This is a genomic window from Devosia sp. P1_H9, from assembly GCF_056405135.1.
This window is the reverse complement of sequence record NZ_JBFUCQ010000005.1, coordinates 115,890-131,076: the sequence shown is the minus strand read 5'-3', so window position 1 is coordinate 131,076 and position 15,187 is coordinate 115,890. Positions and strand designations below refer to the sequence as shown.

The 15,187-nt window shown below is 64.9% G+C and carries 18 protein-coding genes; 9 read left to right on the top strand and 9 right to left on the bottom strand.

Annotated features, from left to right (window positions below; translation table 11 throughout):
• The first annotated feature begins 55 nt into the window (after positions 1 to 55).
• From AC1DYL_RS11380 to AC1DYL_RS11345, 8 genes are all read left to right on the top strand, one after another.
• Entirely contained in the window at positions 56 to 1,468 is a 1,413-nt protein-coding gene (locus AC1DYL_RS11380; protein ID WP_477173211.1) for a Re/Si-specific NAD(P)(+) transhydrogenase subunit alpha, read from the top strand.
• Entirely contained in the window at positions 1,469 to 1,858 is a 390-nt protein-coding gene (locus tag AC1DYL_RS11375; RefSeq protein ID WP_477157105.1) for an NAD(P) transhydrogenase subunit alpha part 2, read from the top strand.
• A complete protein-coding gene (locus tag AC1DYL_RS11370; protein ID WP_477173210.1) occupies positions 1,858 to 2,409 on the top strand; it encodes a hypothetical protein in 552 nt (183 codons plus the stop codon). The genes AC1DYL_RS11375 and AC1DYL_RS11370 overlap by 1 nt, the downstream gene beginning before the upstream one ends.
• On the top strand, positions 2,409 to 3,812 hold the full coding sequence (locus tag AC1DYL_RS11365; RefSeq protein ID WP_477157170.1) for an NAD(P)(+) transhydrogenase (Re/Si-specific) subunit beta: 1,404 nt from the start codon (positions 2,409 to 2,411) through the stop codon (positions 3,810 to 3,812). Before AC1DYL_RS11370 ends, AC1DYL_RS11365 begins: the two co-directional genes overlap by 1 nt.
• A 169-nt stretch (positions 3,813 to 3,981) precedes the next feature.
• Positions 3,982 to 5,550 (top strand): hypothetical protein, encoded by a 1,569-nt coding sequence (locus tag AC1DYL_RS11360; RefSeq protein ID WP_477173209.1) that lies wholly within the window; start codon positions 3,982 to 3,984, stop codon positions 5,548 to 5,550.
• Positions 5,551 to 5,633: 83 nt separating this feature from the next.
• Positions 5,634 to 6,038: a hypothetical protein gene (locus tag AC1DYL_RS11355; protein WP_477173208.1), complete on the top strand. Its 405-nt coding sequence runs from the start codon at positions 5,634 to 5,636 to the stop codon at positions 6,036 to 6,038.
• A 161-nt stretch (positions 6,039 to 6,199) separates the two neighbouring features.
• Positions 6,200 to 6,856: a DsbA family oxidoreductase gene (locus AC1DYL_RS11350; RefSeq protein ID WP_477149873.1), complete on the top strand. Its 657-nt coding sequence runs from the start codon at positions 6,200 to 6,202 to the stop codon at positions 6,854 to 6,856.
• 52 nt (positions 6,857 to 6,908) lie between these two features.
• Positions 6,909 to 7,724: an alpha/beta hydrolase gene (locus tag AC1DYL_RS11345; protein WP_477173207.1), complete on the top strand. Its 816-nt coding sequence runs from the start codon at positions 6,909 to 6,911 to the stop codon at positions 7,722 to 7,724.
• 181 nt (positions 7,725 to 7,905) lie between these two features.
• On the opposite strand, the gene AC1DYL_RS11340 is transcribed toward AC1DYL_RS11345, so the two are convergent.
• From AC1DYL_RS11340 to AC1DYL_RS11315, 6 genes are all read right to left on the bottom strand, one after another.
• The gene (locus AC1DYL_RS11340; protein ID WP_477149871.1) at positions 7,906 to 8,370 is read right to left on the bottom strand and encodes a DUF992 domain-containing protein; all 465 of its coding nucleotides are present in this window, start codon (positions 8,368 to 8,370) and stop codon (positions 7,906 to 7,908) included.
• A gap of 192 nt (positions 8,371 to 8,562) precedes the next feature.
• The gene (gene rpsU / locus AC1DYL_RS11335) at positions 8,563 to 8,805 is read right to left on the bottom strand and encodes a 30S ribosomal protein S21 (RefSeq protein ID WP_055046207.1); all 243 of its coding nucleotides are present in this window, start codon (positions 8,803 to 8,805) and stop codon (positions 8,563 to 8,565) included.
• Between the two features lie 142 nt (positions 8,806 to 8,947).
• Entirely contained in the window at positions 8,948 to 10,036 is a 1,089-nt protein-coding gene (locus AC1DYL_RS11330; protein WP_477173206.1) for a 5-(carboxyamino)imidazole ribonucleotide synthase, read from the bottom strand.
• Positions 10,029 to 10,493: a 5-(carboxyamino)imidazole ribonucleotide mutase gene (purE, locus tag AC1DYL_RS11325; protein ID WP_477157169.1), complete on the bottom strand. Its 465-nt coding sequence runs from the start codon at positions 10,491 to 10,493 to the stop codon at positions 10,029 to 10,031. The genes AC1DYL_RS11330 and purE overlap by 8 nt, the downstream gene beginning before the upstream one ends.
• A gap of 99 nt (positions 10,494 to 10,592) precedes the next feature.
• Complete coding sequence (locus tag AC1DYL_RS11320) at positions 10,593 to 11,309, bottom strand: TetR/AcrR family transcriptional regulator (protein WP_477149869.1); 717 nt, start codon at positions 11,307 to 11,309, stop codon at positions 10,593 to 10,595.
• A 107-nt stretch (positions 11,310 to 11,416) separates the two neighbouring features.
• On the bottom strand, positions 11,417 to 11,632 hold the full coding sequence (locus AC1DYL_RS11315) for a YdcH family protein (RefSeq protein WP_477149868.1): 216 nt from the start codon (positions 11,630 to 11,632) through the stop codon (positions 11,417 to 11,419).
• Between the two features lie 180 nt (positions 11,633 to 11,812).
• On the opposite strand from AC1DYL_RS11315, the gene AC1DYL_RS11310 reads away from it, so the two are divergent.
• Complete coding sequence (locus tag AC1DYL_RS11310; RefSeq protein WP_069909386.1) at positions 11,813 to 11,983, top strand: YdcH family protein; 171 nt, start codon at positions 11,813 to 11,815, stop codon at positions 11,981 to 11,983.
• A 105-nt stretch (positions 11,984 to 12,088) separates the two neighbouring features.
• On the opposite strand, the gene AC1DYL_RS11305 is transcribed toward AC1DYL_RS11310, so the two are convergent.
• From AC1DYL_RS11305 to AC1DYL_RS11295, 3 genes are read right to left on the bottom strand one after another with little or no spacing between them, the layout of a single operon-like run.
• Positions 12,089 to 12,475, bottom strand: coding sequence for a VOC family protein (locus tag AC1DYL_RS11305; RefSeq protein WP_477149866.1), 387 nt, complete (start codon positions 12,473 to 12,475; stop codon positions 12,089 to 12,091).
• Positions 12,476 to 12,493: 18 nt separating this feature from the next.
• Entirely contained in the window at positions 12,494 to 13,267 is a 774-nt protein-coding gene (locus AC1DYL_RS11300; protein ID WP_477149865.1) for a sulfite exporter TauE/SafE family protein, read from the bottom strand.
• A gap of 33 nt (positions 13,268 to 13,300) precedes the next feature.
• Entirely contained in the window at positions 13,301 to 15,187 is a 1,887-nt protein-coding gene (locus AC1DYL_RS11295) for a monovalent cation:proton antiporter-2 (CPA2) family protein (RefSeq protein WP_477173205.1), read from the bottom strand.

The following is a 15,187-nucleotide window of genomic DNA, read 5'->3' as shown; positions in this document are numbered from 1 at the left end:
CGGGATTTTTGTATCTGGCGACCGACGCGGTCCGGCTGACGCTCTGGAGACGTTCATGAAGATTGCAGTGTTGCGGGAACGCGCCGAAGGCGAGACGCGCGTCGCGGCGACGCCTGAAACGGTCGCCAAGCTGATCGGGCTGGGCGCTAGCGTTGCCATCGAGGCCGGGGCGGGCGAACTCGCGCGCTTTCCCGATGCCGACTATGTGGCGGCCGGCGCCACCGTCGGCGCAGCGGCCGCGACGGTAAAGGGCGCCGACATCGTGTTGACGGTGCGCCGACCGGGTGCGGCCGTCCTGTCCGGCGCTGCCGCCGGTGCACTGGTAATCGGCGCGATGGACCCCTACGGCAACGAAGGCGAGATCGCCGCGCTGGCCAAGGCCGGCGTCACCGCCATCGCCATGGAATTCATGCCGCGTATCACCCGCGCCCAGGTGATGGACATTCTCTCGAGCCAGGCGAACCTTGCCGGCTACCAGGCGGTGATCGATGCCGCCGGCGCGTTCGATCGCGCCATGCCGATGATGATGACCGCGGCCGGCACGATCCGCCCCGCCAAGGTGTTCGTCATGGGCGCCGGCGTCGCCGGGCTGCAGGCGATCGCCACGGCCAAGCGCCTCGGCGCCGTGGTCACCGCCACGGACGTGCGTGCGGCGGCTGCCGAGCAGGTGGCGTCGCTGGGTGGCAAGTTCATCATGACTGACGCGCTGAAAGATGCGTCGGGTGCGGGCGGCTATGCCCGCGAGTTGACCAAGGACGAGCAGGCGGCGCAGGCCGAGCTGGTCGCCGGCCACATCGCCAAGCAGGACATCGTCATCACCACGGCGCTGATCCCCGGCCGCCCGGCACCCAAGCTGGTGACCAAGGCGATGGTGGAGTCGATGGCCCCGGGTTCGGTGCTGGTCGATCTCGCGGCGGAGCGTGGCGGCAATATCGAGCTGACCCAGCCGGGCAAGACCATTACCACCGGCAATGGCGTCACCATCATCGGCTTTACCAACGTCGCCGGCCGCCTTGCCACTTCGGCCAGCCAGCTGTTCTCGCGTAACCTCGTCTCCTTCCTCGAAACGCTGATCGACAAGAAAGAGAAGAAGCTGGCGGTGAACTGGGACGACGAGTTGGTGAAGGCCACCGTGCTCACCCGTGACGGCGCCATCGTCCACCCCAACATCAAGTTCGACGCCGCGCCCGCCGCCAAGCCTGCCGCAGCGAGGGTTGCCGAGCCGAAGAAGACCGGCGCTACCGGCAAGGCCGTCGCGCCGAAGAAGGTCGCTGCTCCGAAAGCTGAGCCTGCCCCCGCCGCACCGGTGAAGACTGCCGCGGTTGCCAAGGCCGTGGGCGGCAAGGCGAAGAAGGCGGCGCCCGTCGTCGCCCCCGTCGCCAAGGCTGCGGCGCCCAAGAAGGCCGCGGCAAAGCCGGCCGTTGCGAAACCTGCCGCCAAGCCCGCGACCGTCAAGGGGAAGAAGTAAATGGAACAGACCGCAGCACACACCGCGGACGCCATCACCGCCGCGGTCAGCGTCGCGACCGGTGGGGCGATCGACCCGTTCGTCTTCCGCCTCTCGATCTTCGTGCTCGCCATCGCGGTGGGCTACTATGTGGTGTGGAGCGTCACCCCGGCGCTGCATACGCCGCTGATGTCGGTGACCAACGCCATCTCCTCGGTGATCGTGGTGGGTGCACTGCTCGCCGTGGGCGTGCCGCTCGCGGCCGACAGCAACTGGGTGTCGAAGCTGTTCGGCTTCCTCGCTTTGGTGCTGGCCAGCGTCAACATCTTCGGTGGCTTCCTTGTCACCCAGCGCATGCTGGCGATGTACAAGAAGAAGGAAGCCCCAGCCGGCAAGGCGGGGAACCGCTGATGGCCCTTTTCACTCGTTTCTTCGCCACGCTAGGCATGACCCTGGCGCTGGCGCTGCCAAGCTTTGCCGTCGAACTGACCGTCGACCAGCATGCTTCGCTAGCAGCACGGCTCGAAAGCTATGATGCAGCGGTCACCGCGAACGACATGACCGGGGTGATGGGTGTTATCCCACCCAAGGTGTTGGCCGGGATCGCCGCCAACTTTGGCTTTACTGTCGATCAAGCGGTCGCTGCTGCGCAGCAGCAGATGGCTGAGATGCTTAAGTCCATCACCATCGTTTCATTCGCGATGGACCTGGATGGGGCTGAAATCATCTTACTCGCCGATGGTACGCCGTACGCCCTGATTCCAACCGAGACGGTGATGGACCTCGGCGAGGCTGGCGGGACGGTCAAGGTCACGTCATCGACCCTCGGCCTGCTAGATGGTGACACCTGGTACTTGGTCCGCGTTCAGGACGCGCCACAGGTCGCGATCCTCAAGGAAGTCTACCCCGCCTTCGCCGACGTGGCGTTCCCCACGGGCAGCATGGAGCCTGTTACAGAATGATCGACGCCAGTCTCGCCGCCGTTCTCTACCTGGTCTCCGGCGTCCTCTTCATCCTGGCGCTGCGCGGGCTCTCCAGCCCCGCCTCGTCGCGGCAGGGCAACACCTTCGGCATGGTCGGCATGGGCATCGCCATCGTCACCACGCTGCTGGTGGCCGGTGTTTCCGATTGGCTGAGCTGGGTGCTGATCATCGGCGGCCTCGCGGTCGGCGGCGGCATCGGCGCCGTGCTGGCGCGCAAGGTCAAGATGACCGACATGCCGCAGTTGGTCGCCGCGTTCCACTCGCTGGTCGGCCTCGCGGCGGTGTTCGTCGCCGCCGCGGCGCTCTACGCGCCGGAGGCCTTCGGCATCGGTGCTGTGGGCCATATCCACGCGCAGGCGATCGTCGAGATGAGCCTCGGCGTTGCCATTGGCGCCTTCACCTTCACCGGCTCGGTCATCGCCTTCGCCAAGCTCAATGGCAACATGAGCGGCAAGCCGATTATCCTGCCGTTCCGCCACATTATCCACATCGCCCTCGGCCTCTTACTGCTGGTGCTGATCTGGGCCTTCGCGGTTACCGTCGATCCGATCTGGTTCTGGGCCATCACCGTCGTGGCGCTGGTGCTTGGCGGGCTGATGATCATCCCGATCGGCGGCGCCGACATGCCGGTGGTCGTCTCGATGCTCAACTCGTACTCGGGCTGGGCAGCAGCGGGCATCGGCTTCACGCTGGGCAATACCGCGCTGATCATCACCGGCGCACTGGTCGGCTCTTCGGGTGCCATCCTCTCGTACATCATGTGCAAGGCGATGAACCGCAGCTTCATCTCGGTGATCCTCGGCGGTTTCGGTGGCGATGCGGCTGCCGGCGGCTCGGGCGAGGAAGAGACGCGGCCGGTCAAGCAGGGCTCGTCCGACGACGCAGCCTTCATGATGAAGAACGCCGGCAAGGTCATCATCGTCCCTGGCTACGGCATGGCGGTCGCCCAGGCGCAGCACGCGCTGCGTGAAATGGCGGACCTCTTGAAGGCCGAGGGCGTCGAAGTGAAGTATGCCATCCATCCGGTGGCCGGTCGCATGCCCGGCCACATGAACGTGCTGCTGGCCGAAGCCAACGTGCCCTACGACGAAGTGTTCGAGCTCGAGGACATCAACTCCGAGTTCGCGCAGACCGACGTGGCCTTCGTAATCGGCGCCAACGACGTCACCAACCCGGCAGCCAAGACCGACAAGACCTCGCCGATCTACGGCATGCCGGTGCTCAACGTCGAAGACGCCGGCACAGTGCTGTTCATCAAGCGCGGCATGGCGGCGGGTTATGCCGGCGTCCAGAACGAGCTGTTCTTCCGCGACAACACCATGATGTTGTTCGGCGATGCCAAGAAGGTCACCGAAGATATCGTCAAGGCGCTCGGGCACTAACCGGGCATTTGATCAACGCCGGTTACTAGTCTAGGGTCGCCGTGAGGCGGCCCTATTACTTATCTCTTATTGTCATCTCCTCCGGGCCAAATGGGGGACGGGAATGGCTGAGGGAAATCGGCGCAGAACGTGGAAGACGCGCCGGCAAGCGGTATTGGTTATCCACGGTATGGGCGAGCAGGTTCCGCTCGAGACCATGCGGAGCTTTGTCGAAACCGTCTATCAGCGCGACGACCGGCTCGGTGCCAAGCCCGTCGAGGATCCCGATCTGGGCGAGGTCAACCAGGTCTGGACGGTGCCCGACACCGCGACCGGCTCGTCGGAGTTGCGCAAGATCTCGACCCAGCCGCGCACCAATGACCGGCTGCGCACGGATTTCTACGAGTTCTACTGGGCCGACATCATGCAGGGAACGCCGATCGAGGCGGTCTACGCATGGGTGCGCGGCCTGATCCTGCGCTCACCATGGGCGGTGCCGCGCAGCGTGCGCGTCTGGATCGCGTTCCTCGCGCTATGGGCGATCACCATCGCCGTCATACTCAACACCTTGGCGACGCTCGATCCCACCAGCGCCATGGCGAATGGCATGCTGGCTGGCATCACCGCCTGGCTGGCGGGCAATCACGGGTGGCTCGGCGTTGTCGTTGCCGGCCTCGGTATCCTCGCCTTGGCCGTACGATTTGTCGGGGCGCGCAAGCTGGCGCGCGTGAGGGTTGGCATGCCACTGGCGCTGGTCGGTGCCGGGCTCGTGTTGCTGTTTGCGCCGGTCGAGACGCTAAGCAGCGTCAAGGTTTGGTCAGGCATCTTCGCGATCGTTGCTGCAGCGCTGCTCGGCGGCATCATCGCGCCCTATGTCGGCGACGTCGTGCGCTATGTCCGGGCGACGCCGGCGACTGTCGACAAGCGGCAGCAGGTCCGCAAGCGTGGCCTCGATCTGTTGCGAGCGCTGCACGAGAAGGTCGATCGCAGCGGTGGCGAGGTACGGCCGTACTATGAGCGCGTCATCGTCGTGGCCCACAGCCTTGGCACCATTATCGCCTACGATCTCATCCAGCTTTACTGGCAGGCGGAGGGGCCCAGCCACCTGCGGCCGGCGGTGGCCGGTGTGAAGGAGCCGCTGGAGAAGATCGACGAGGCGGTCAAGGCCTGGTGGGGTACTGCCGAGGAGCAACGCAAACCCTTCGACCTTGCCGAGTTCCAGAAACAGCAAAGCCTGATGTTCGAGGCGATGGTGCTGGGCGGCATCAATTTCCGCATCTCGGATTTCATCACCATGGGGGCGGCACTCGGCCATGCCGAGTTCCTGCTCAAGGACGACAAGGCGGCCCTTGAGCGCGAGTTCGGGGAGCGCGGGCTCTCCTCGGCACCGCCTCGGCCGGACCGGCCAAGCCCGAAGGCCAGCTACATGCTTGGTGAGAGTGGACCGTTTGCCCATTTCGCCGCGGCGTTTTCGGCCGTGCGCTGGACCAATCTTTACGACATCCACTGGTTTCCGCTGTTCGGCGACATCGTGTCGGGGCCGCTGCAGCCGGTGTTCGGCCCAGGGATCGAAGAGTACGACGTCAAGATCAAGCGCCCCGGCTGGCCGCCTATCCTCAACCGCTTTGTCACTCACACGCTCTACTGGACCTGGCACAAGAGCTACGCCGGCAAGTCTGAAGATGAGCTGCCGCTGCACATCCGCCAGTTGCGCAAGGCAATGCATCTCAAGGGCGATATCGAGACGCGGACGAACTGACCTCCCGACGAATCCCTGTTGACCTCAACTTCGCTTGAGGTCGTATCCCTTGGCTCCTTCACTGGAAAAGGGGCTCGGCAGCCATGGATCTCGTCTTCAATTTCCTCCTCATCGTCCACCTCGCGGCCTTCGGCCTGGGGATCGCCACTACAATCGCGGCGCCTCTGGTTGGCAGCCGAATGGCGCTGGCCACGCTGGATAGCCGGCCGCTATTGGGCGGCATCGGCAAGCAACTGATGATCAACGCGCGCATCGCGTTCGGCCTGCTGCTCATCACCGGCATCTCGATGGTCTTTGTCCGCTACGGTGGGTTCGAAGGGCAGAGCGTCTGGTTCTTCATCAAGATGGGGCTGGTGGCCGTCGTGCTCGTTGCGATGATCATCGGCGCCGTCACCAAGCCGGGCACCATCAGCCCGCGCGTCATGGGCTGGATCACGCGCCTCGCCATGGCCGGCATCGTGATCAGCGCGGTAATGGCGTTCAACTAGCCTTCATCCGCGTTCATAAAGCCGAGCCGACATATGTCGGCTCTGCTGTCCTATCTCACTTGGGATAGGCAGGCGAGCGGATGCTAGTTACCTCGGTGTGCGTTCTTGCGCCGCCGAGGTTCCGCGGCCATGTGTGGCCGGTTCAGCCAATGAGGATCGCCGTGGCCCGCACCGTCAAGATCGACCTGTTCACCGATACTGTCTGCCCGTGGTGCCTCGTCGGCTCAGCGCGGCTCGACCAGGCGATCGCGGGGCTGCCGGACGATGTGGTGGTCGAGGTCGAGAACCATCCGTTCTATCTCGACCCGAACACGCCCGACGAAGGCGTCGTCGTCGCCGACATGCTGCGCGAGAAGTATGGCCGCGATCCCAAGGAGATGTGGGCGCGGGTGGAGGGCGAAGCCCGCAAGTCCGGCATCGACCTCGATCTCAGCCAGCAGCCGCGCTCGTTCCCGACGCGCAAGGGCCACACGCTGGTGCGGCTCGCCAAGGCCAAGGGCACGCAGCATGCGCTGGCCAATGCCATTGCCTGGGCCTATTTCATGGATCACCAGCTGATCAACGATGACGAGGTGCTGGCAGGCATCGCCGAGCAGCACGGCTTCACCCATGCCGAGGCGCTGGACGCGGTGCGCGACCCACGCGAGTTGGCGATCACCCACGAGCTGGCGGTCACCGCGGCGCAGCAGGGCATCCAGGGCGTGCCGTTCTTCGTGTTCGACAACAAGTTCGCGGTCTCCGGCTGCCAGCCTGACGAGGTGTTCGCCCGCGCCTTCGAATACGCACTCGACCCCGAGAAGCTGGCGGCGCAGGGCTGACATTGCCCTGTCGCCATCCGCATGGCATGCCCTTCGCAATGGAGGGCAGGGCATGAAGTGGCTGAGGCGGATCGCGGTCGGCGTGGGCATCGTTGTGGTGCTCGCCTACCTTATCGTGCTGGGCGTGATGTACTTTTTCCAGCGCGACTTCCAGTACGAGCGCGGTGGGCGGATGTTCGCGCTGAGCGAGACGAAGCTGCCGCAGGCGGAGCTCGTCAGCATCCCGAGTGCCGACGGCTCGGCCGTCGCCGGCTGGTATCAGCCGCCCACCGGGGGCAAGCCGCTGATCCTCTACTTCCGCGGCAATGCCGAGAGCTTTTCACGCGAGCACGAGCGCTACGAAGCGTTCGTTGCGGATGGCTATGGCTTCCTCGCCTTCGACTATCGCGGCTTCCCCGGCTCGGCGGGTGAGGTGACCGAGGAGCATATCCTGGCCGATGCTCTTGCCGCCTTCGATTGGGCGGCGGCCAAGGGCTTTCCAATCGTCCTCTGGGGGCGCTCCCTTGGCTCGGGGCCGGCGACGTACGTGGCAAGCCGGCGGGACGCCGATGCGCTGCTGCTCGAGACACCGTTCGACTCGGCGGTGTCGGTCGCGGCGGACCGCTACTGGTTCCTGCCAGTCGGGCTGCTGATGTTCGATCAGTTCCCGGTAGACCAGTGGATCAAGGACGTGACTGAGCCGGTCTACGTGGCGCATGGCACGGCCGATCGCACCATCGGGGTCAGCCACGGCGAGCGGGTGTACGTGCTGGCGCCGCACAAGGATGAGCTGTGGATCGAACCCGGCGCCGGCCACAGCGACCTATGGGATCGTGGCATCTGGGGCAGGGCGAGAACGTTCTTCGAGCGGGTTGAGGCGGCGCGCTAGAGCTCATCTGCCGGCGCAAGCCGACCTTCACCCGGGGAGGGGACCAGAACACTGGCACTTGTGAAAGCGTCTCCCTCCCCTTTGCGGGGAGGGGACAGGGGTGGGGGTCCACAGCCACCAGCCCAAAAGAAAACGCCGGCCCAAGGGACCGGCGTTTCAAACTCCAGCGCGGTGCGCCGGCTCAGTACAGGGTCAGGCCCGAGAAGGCGACCGAGTAGTTGAGGCCGGTCTGGCCCTGGATCGACCAGGGCTGCAGGGCAAAGCCCTTGCGCGAGCCGCCGATCAGCCAGTTGCCGCCGAGGCCGACGCCGATGGTGGCTTCAGCCGAGCCGCCGACATAGGTGCCTGCCAGCGAACCCTTGCCGTACTTGGTGTTGGAGGCGGAGAACACCAGCCAGACGATCTCGGTGCGGCCGGTGACGCCGATGTCGATGCCGAGCTTCTTGATGTTGCCGTGGTACTTTTCGGTCTTGTAGCCGTCGCGCTTGAAGCGGCAGGTCATGTCCTTGGACGAGCCGATGATGAAGCCGATACCGGCTTCGACGGAGCAGGAGAGCACGCCCACCTTCACCTGAGTGGCGGCCTGGGCGGCGCCGGCAGACATCAGCATGACAGCGGCGAGGGCCGCGGCGATGAACTTCTTCATGATTGGAGTCCTCAATGTTTGACGCGTTTTTAGTCGACCCTGAGTGGATCGGGAGTCTATCCGTTGCCGCCAACGGCACAAGGCCTCATCCGGTTGCGCAGAGACTGCACAAGTGTGGGCGAATTCTGGCGGTACGTAACAAAAACGCCGCCCTTGTGAGGCGGCGTTCCTGAACCAAATCTGAACGCGCTCTTACGGGCGCGCGGGGCGGGCAGCAGCCGCCGGAGCGGGCAGGCCGCCTTCGCGCTGGGCGCGCTTGCGAGCGAGCTTACGGGCGCGGCGCACGGCCTCGGCCTTCTGGCGCGCCTTCTTCTCGGACGGCTTCTCGTAGTAGTTGCGAAGCTTCATCTCGCGGAAGACGCCTTCGCGCTGGAGCTTCTTCTTCAGTGCGCGCAGCGCCTGGTCAACATTGTTATCGCGAACAACTACTTGCAAGCGCAACCGCCCTTCGTAATACGTCAGAACTGTTTGATGTGAACGCCCCAAAGGAGCGCCGACCGGCTGAACCGGTCATTCGTGGGCGGCTATATAGGCCAATCGAAACGGCTTGTCCACACCGGCAGCCACGCGAAATCGCTCATTTCGCGCGCTTTTTCAATGCAACCCGGTTGATGTGGCCCATTTTCCGTCCGCGGCGCGACTCAGCCTTGCCGTAGGCGTGCGGCTTGACGGCCGGCCCGAGCCGCTCGGGAATCGCTGCGATCTCGTCGCCGATCAGGTTTTCCATCACCACATCGGCCATGCGGGCGGGGTCGCCCAGCGGCCAGTTGAGGACCGCACGGATGTGCTGCTCGAACTGGTCAGTGATGGCCACCGCCTCGGTCCAGTGGCCGGAATTGTGCACACGCGGGGCGATCTCGTTGACCAGCAGCTTGCCGCCCGGCAGCACGAAGAACTCGACGCCGAGCACGCCAACGTAGTCGAGGGCCGCCGCGATGGTCTTGGCAATTTCGCCGGCCTTATTCGCGGTCTTGCCAGTGATGTCGGCCGGCACCGTACTGGTCTTGAGGATGTGGTCGCGGTGGACATTCTCGGCGGGGTCGAAGGCGGCGACCTCGCCCAGCGCGTTGCGCGCCACGACCACCGAGATTTCCTTTTCGAACTCGATGAAGGCCTCGAGCACCAGCGGCTTGGGCGACAGCAGTTCCCAGGCGAGAGCCGCGTCCTCCATGTTGCGGACGATGCGCTGGCCCTTGCCGTCGTAACCGAGGCGGGTGGTCTTCAGCACCGCCGGGGCGCCGATCTCTTCAAGCTCGGCCTCGAGCCGGTCGAGGTCGGTGATGGCGGCAAACGGCGCTACCGGGATGCGGTTGATGGTGAGGAAGGCCTTTTCCGCCAGCCGGTCCTGCGACACCGCCAGCGCATTGGCGCCCGGCCGGAGCGGCTTCAGGTTGGCGAGGAATGCGGCGGTCTTCGCCGGTACGTTCTCGAACTCGTAGGTGACGACGTCGACGCTCGCGGCAAAGGCGGCGAGGGCGTCCTCGTCGTCATAGGTAGCGACGGTCTTCAGCGGCGTCACGTCGAAGGCCGGGCTCTCGGGATCCGGGCAGTAGATGTGGGTCTTCATGCCCAAGCGGGCGGCGGCGAGGGCCAGCATGCGGCCGAGTTGGCCGCCGCCAAGGATACCGATGGTGCTGCCCTGCGGCAGCGGACGGGCGTCAGACATCGTCGGATGGGAACTCGGGGATGGAAGCGGTCTGGTCGGCGCGGAAATCATCGAGCGCCGAGGCGATCTCGGGGTCGGACAAGGCAAGGATGGCGGCGGCCAGCAGTGCAGCGTTGATGGCGCCCGCGCGCCCGATGGCGAGTGTGCCGACCGGAATGCCCGGCGGCATCTGGACGATCGACAGCAGGCTGTCCTCGCCACCCAGCGCTGCGGTCTGGGCGGGTACACCTAGCACAGGCAGGGGGGTCAGCGCGGCGACCATGCCGGGCAAGTGGGCAGCGCCGCCGGCCGAGGCGATGATCACCTGGAAGCCTTCGGCCTTGGCGCCCTTGGCGAATTCGTACATCCGGTCGGGCGTGCGGTGCGCCGAGATGATGCGCGCTTCGTAGTCGATCTTCAGCGCGTCTAGCGTCTCGGCGGCATGGCGCAGGTTGGGCCAGTCGGACTGGCTGCCCATGATGATGGCGACGGGTGGCGAGGTCGGCACTTTGGTCCCCCGGAAGGCGCGGCACTCAAGTTGTCACCCATAGGTGGCAGCGCCGCGGAGCGCAAGCGGTCAGGCAGCGGTCGGCGGCCGATCAAGCGCGCAGGCCAGCACGTCGAGAGAGTTGCGATCGGCGAGTTCGATACTGCCCTCGGGCAGGCCAAGAATGCGATCGATGACGGTGCCCAGATACTCCATCTTGGCCAGCAGGCGCTGCGCCAGGCGCTCGAAATGCAGCCGGTCGCGGGTTTGATACAGCTCGACGATCAGTTGGCGGTTGGAGGTCATCAAATGCATGATGGTCTCGGCTGCGCCTTCCGGATCGGGCGTATCGAAGGTCTGCTCGGCGACGCCTTCGACGATGATGCGGGTGAGAATCGGCTGCACCACTTCGGTCACGGCGCGCTGCGTGCGCTCGAACAGCTGCAGGTTCTCGGCCCGGAACATCGGCTCGAACGTGGCGCGCAACTCGGCGGCCGTCTCCGTCTTGTGGCGACGCATGGTGCCAAGGAACCCGGTGAGCTTGGAGAAGGCATCAAGCGTGGGGTCGGAGAGTTCCTGCTCGGTCAGCGCCGCGGTCTGTCGCGCATAGCGGCAGGCGAGGGCCTCGACCAGGTCCTCTTTCGATTCGAAGTGGTGGTAGAACGCCCCCTTCGACACGCCGACGGCAACGATGATCTGGTTGACCGACGTCGCGTCGTAGCCGTTGCCGGCAAACAGGCGCTGGGCGGCATCAAGGATTTCGTCGCGCCGGGCCGGTGCGGATTTCACGATACGAGGAAACGGCATTCCGCCCTCCCAAGGACAGTCGCGCGCTAGGACCGACCGCTGGTCGGTCCAGCTTCCTAGCACGGCCATTTGCGATTGTGGAGCGCGACGTCAGGACGCAGAGCGGCTCAGGCGATGATGTCGGGGAGCAGGATGTTCTCGAGCTGCACGATGCGATCCTTCAGCGTCAGCTTCCGCTTTTTCATGCGCTGGATCAGCATCTGGTCGGAATAACCGGAGGCGGAGAGGGTGTGGATCGCGGCGTCGAGATCGGCATGTTCCTGGCGTTTTGCAGCCAGTTCCAGACCGAGCGCAGCTTCTTGTTCCTTGGTAAGCGGCAGCATCGCAGCGGTTGACGGAGTCCCTCAGCGAGGCGGAATGGCCTGCATCAAAGGGTTAGCCGATCGGTCGGGGATTTGCACCTGATTTTGCACCGCCGGATGGGTGTTGCACGGTTGCACGTCGACAGCGCGTGAAATTTTTGTGACGATCAGGGCGTCGAAGAAAGCTGGAGAGGAGTTGTCATGACGACTGAAGGCCACGTCGAATCGCTCGAGCGGCGTCACCGGGAACTAGACCGGAAGATCGAGGATGAAATGAGCCACCCCAGCCACGATGACTTGTACGTCGCGGCACTGAAGCGGAAGAAACTGGAGATCAAGGACGAGCTGACACGGATGCTCAGCGAAGCCTGAGGAAACGATAGAATCCCATGCAGTTGTGAGGGCCACGGCAAGCGCCGCGGCCTTTTTTCGTGCCCGGCGGTTGGCGCGAGTAGACCCTGGTCGGGCAGCCGCCAGCTACCTGAAGTCGTTGATTTCGAACCAGTAGCCGTTGGGGTCCTGGAGGAATACGGCGCGCATGCCGTCGGGGCGGGTGTTGACCGCGCCCGGGGTGCCCTGCATGTCGGAGAACGGGGCGCCCAGCGCGCGCAGATGCGCCAGGACGGCCTCGAAGTTAGGGGCGGAAAGCGCGAAGTGCGTGCGCTTTTCCACGTGCGTTCTGCTGACGTCGCCCGCCTGGATGTGGAAACGCTGGCTGTTGCCGAACTCGAACCAGCGGATGTGAGTGCCGCCCATCGGATCGGGCACTTCGCGGACCTGCAGCACCTCGGTGAGGAACTTAGCCGTCTCGTCGAGATCACGAACCAGCAGCGCGATATGATCGAGGCGATAGTCGATGCTCATCTGGTTGCTCTTGCCCCCTCAGGCAGCCGTGGCGCCGACGAAGAACACGCCCACGGCCCCATCATAGATCAGTTTCAGCGACAGCAGGAACACCAGCCAGTAGGTCAGTTGGTAAAAACGCTTCACCGAGATGCGGCGCACCAGCCAGACGCCGATCATCACGCCGACCACGGCCAGCGGAGCAAGGATGGCGGCGCGCTCGAGATTGGCGACGTTGAGCTGGCCGAGGAAGAAATACGGGACCAGTTTAGCCGTATTGACGATGGCGAAGAAGAAGGCGGTGGTGCCCGAATAGATCACCGGCGTCAGGCGCTGCGGCAGCACGTAGATCTGGAACGGCGGCCCACCGGTATGGCTGATGAAGCTGGTGAAGCCGGCAAAGCCGCCCCAGAACGCGCCCCAGGGTTTTGACGGCGGCAGGCCCTCGAGTTTCTTCCTGATCGGCAGCAGCGCATCGAGGATGAACAGCAGGGTGATGATGCCGATGAACAGCAGCACCATGGCGTCGCTGACGAAGCTCCACAGCGCCCAGCCGACCAGCGTGCCGACCATGGCGCCAGGCAGCATGATCCTGAGGATGCGCCAGTCAGCATCCTTGCGGTAGGTCCAGATGGCAATGGCGTCCATCACCAGCAGCAGCGGCAGCAGCATGCCGGCGGCATCGCGCGCCGGCATCACCAGCGACATCATCGGCACCGCGACCATGCCGAGGCTTCCCAGCAGACCCGATTTGCTCAAGGCAACAATGAAGACCGCGAGGACCGCGACGGTCCAGAAGTAGAGTTCGGGCATGGGGAAAGGGGAACCGGAGGGAAAAACGCGGCGCTAGTCGGACGCTCGCGGCGCCGGCTTGTCAATATCGCCTTCAGCAGCATCGCCGGGGGCAGCCGACTGCTCCCGATCCGCCTTCATCACCGCATCCAGCATCTCGGTGGAGCGGCGCACGAAGCCGATATAGGCGGCTTGGTCGTGGCGCACGGCGTAACTCTCGTGCAGCATGCGGGTGTCGTGCTTTTCGAAGGCATTGGCGACGCGGCTGGCTTCGTCTTCTTCCTGGCCTAGCGCGACCAGCGCTTGCTCACCGAGCTTGATCGCGGCCCGGAAGGTCTCGCGCTCGATGACGTGGACGCCGAGCGCCATCAGGTCGTGGGCGTGGGAGCGGTCGACAGCGCGCGCCGCAATGATGACGTCGGGGAAGTTGCGGCGGATCAGTTCGGCGATCCCGAGGATGCGATCGCCGCCGGCGACCGCAATGACAATCATCTTGGCCTGGTCGGCGCCCGCAGCGCGCAGGATCTCGATGCGGCCGCCGTCGCCGTAGAACACCTTCACGCCGAAGCGCTTCACCAGCTCGATCTGCGCCGGATCGTCATCGATCAGCGTCATCTCGAAGCCCTGGGCGCGCAGCAGCCGGGTGACGATCTGACCGAAGCGGCCATAGCCGAGGACGATGACCTTGTCGTGTGGGTCGTCGACAGTGGGTCCGGGCGGCAGGTCGTCTTCGTCGGCCGGGGCATTGAGGCGCGGCGCCCACAGCCGGTCGTAAAGGAAGATCAGGAACGGCGTCACCGCCATCGACAGCGCCACGACTACGGTCAGCAGTTCGACTTCCGGCCCCGACAGGTTACCGGCAGTGCGGGCGAACTGCAGGACGACGAAAGCAAACTCGCCGGCCTGGCTGAGGAGGATGGCGAGCAGCAGGCGCTCAGCTATGTGCATCTTGAAAAAGGTGGCGAGGACGAACAACACCAGCATCTTCAGCCCGATCAGCGCCACGACCAGCGCCAGCACCACCAGGGGGTCTTCGATCACCACGTTGAAGGCGATCGACATGCCTACCGTGATGAAGAACAGCCCGAGCAACAGCCCCTTGAACGGCTGCAAATTGCTCTCAAGCTCGTGGCGGTATTCGCTGTCGGCCAGCAGCACGCCGCCGAGGAAGGCGCCAAGCGCAGGCGACAGCCCCAGGCTCTCGGTGACCAGGGCGGCGCCGATCACCAGTGCCAGCGCAAAAGCGGTGAAAGCCTCCGGCACCCGGGTGCGGGCGAGCCACCTCATCAGCGGCCGGATCACGAAGCGCGACCCGAACAGCGCGGCGATAAAGGCTCCGATCACGACCAGCGCCAGCCACCAGTCGATCGGGTTGTCGACCGCCTGCAGCACATCCTCGCCGATCGCCTCGATCGGCGAGCCACCCATCGAGGTGAGCAGCGGGATGAGGGCCAGGACGGGGATCACCGCCACATCCTGCACGAGCAGAATGGCAAGCGAGGCGCGGCCCGTATCGGTCTTGGTGATGTTACGCTGGTCGACCGACTGCATGGCGATGGCGGTGGAGCTCATTGCAAGCGCCAGGCCAACCACTACCGCGTCGGCCCAGGCGAAGCCGATCAGCCGCGCCAGCGCTGCAATGACAGCGCTGGTCGCCGCCATCTGAGTGAGCCCCAGGCCGAACACCTTGTGGCGCATGCGCCAGAGTTCGCTGCCATCGACCTCTAGGCCGATGAGGAACAGCATCATGACGATGCCGAACTCGGCGACCTGGTGGATCAGGTCGGTATCGGAAACCAGCGACAGCCCGTAGGGGCCGATCAGGATGCCGGCAGCGAGGTAGCCCAGGATGGTGCCGAGGCCCGCCCACTTGAACAGCGGGACCAGCAGCACTGTCGCTGCCAGGAGGACGAAAATGGCGAGCAGCAGGTTGGTTTCCAT

What these genes read in the sequence shown, in the direction of transcription:
- AC1DYL_RS11315 (WP_477149868.1), bottom strand. Translation starts at nt 11,632, where the DNA reads ATGCTGCCGCTTACCAAGGAACAAGAAGCTGCGCTCGGTCTGGAACTG.
- purE (WP_477157169.1), bottom strand. Translation starts at nt 10,493, where the DNA reads ATGGGCAGCCAGTCCGACTGGCCCAACCTGCGCCATGCCGCCGAGACG.
- AC1DYL_RS11320 (WP_477149869.1), bottom strand. Translation starts at nt 11,309, where the DNA reads ATGCCGTTTCCTCGTATCGTGAAATCCGCACCGGCCCGGCGCGACGAA.
- AC1DYL_RS11360 (WP_477173209.1), top strand. Translation starts at nt 3,982, where the DNA reads ATGGGCGAGCAGGTTCCGCTCGAGACCATGCGGAGCTTTGTCGAAACC.
- AC1DYL_RS11345 (WP_477173207.1), top strand. Translation starts at nt 6,909, where the DNA reads ATGAAGTGGCTGAGGCGGATCGCGGTCGGCGTGGGCATCGTTGTGGTG.
- AC1DYL_RS11305 (WP_477149866.1), bottom strand. Translation starts at nt 12,475, where the DNA reads ATGAGCATCGACTATCGCCTCGATCATATCGCGCTGCTGGTTCGTGAT.
- AC1DYL_RS11380 (WP_477173211.1), top strand. Translation starts at nt 56, where the DNA reads ATGAAGATTGCAGTGTTGCGGGAACGCGCCGAAGGCGAGACGCGCGTC.
- AC1DYL_RS11355 (WP_477173208.1), top strand. Translation starts at nt 5,634, where the DNA reads ATGGATCTCGTCTTCAATTTCCTCCTCATCGTCCACCTCGCGGCCTTC.
- AC1DYL_RS11300 (WP_477149865.1), bottom strand. Translation starts at nt 13,267, where the DNA reads ATGCCCGAACTCTACTTCTGGACCGTCGCGGTCCTCGCGGTCTTCATT.
- AC1DYL_RS11330 (WP_477173206.1), bottom strand. Translation starts at nt 10,036, where the DNA reads ATGTCTGACGCCCGTCCGCTGCCGCAGGGCAGCACCATCGGTATCCTT.
- AC1DYL_RS11370 (WP_477173210.1), top strand. Translation starts at nt 1,858, where the DNA reads ATGGCCCTTTTCACTCGTTTCTTCGCCACGCTAGGCATGACCCTGGCG.
- AC1DYL_RS11340 (WP_477149871.1), bottom strand. Translation starts at nt 8,370, where the DNA reads ATGAAGAAGTTCATCGCCGCGGCCCTCGCCGCTGTCATGCTGATGTCT.
- AC1DYL_RS11375 (WP_477157105.1), top strand. Translation starts at nt 1,469, where the DNA reads ATGGAACAGACCGCAGCACACACCGCGGACGCCATCACCGCCGCGGTC.
- AC1DYL_RS11310 (WP_069909386.1), top strand. Translation starts at nt 11,813, where the DNA reads ATGACGACTGAAGGCCACGTCGAATCGCTCGAGCGGCGTCACCGGGAA.
- AC1DYL_RS11295 (WP_477173205.1), bottom strand. Translation starts at nt 15,187, where the DNA reads ATGGAAACCAACCTGCTGCTCGCCATTTTCGTCCTCCTGGCAGCGACA.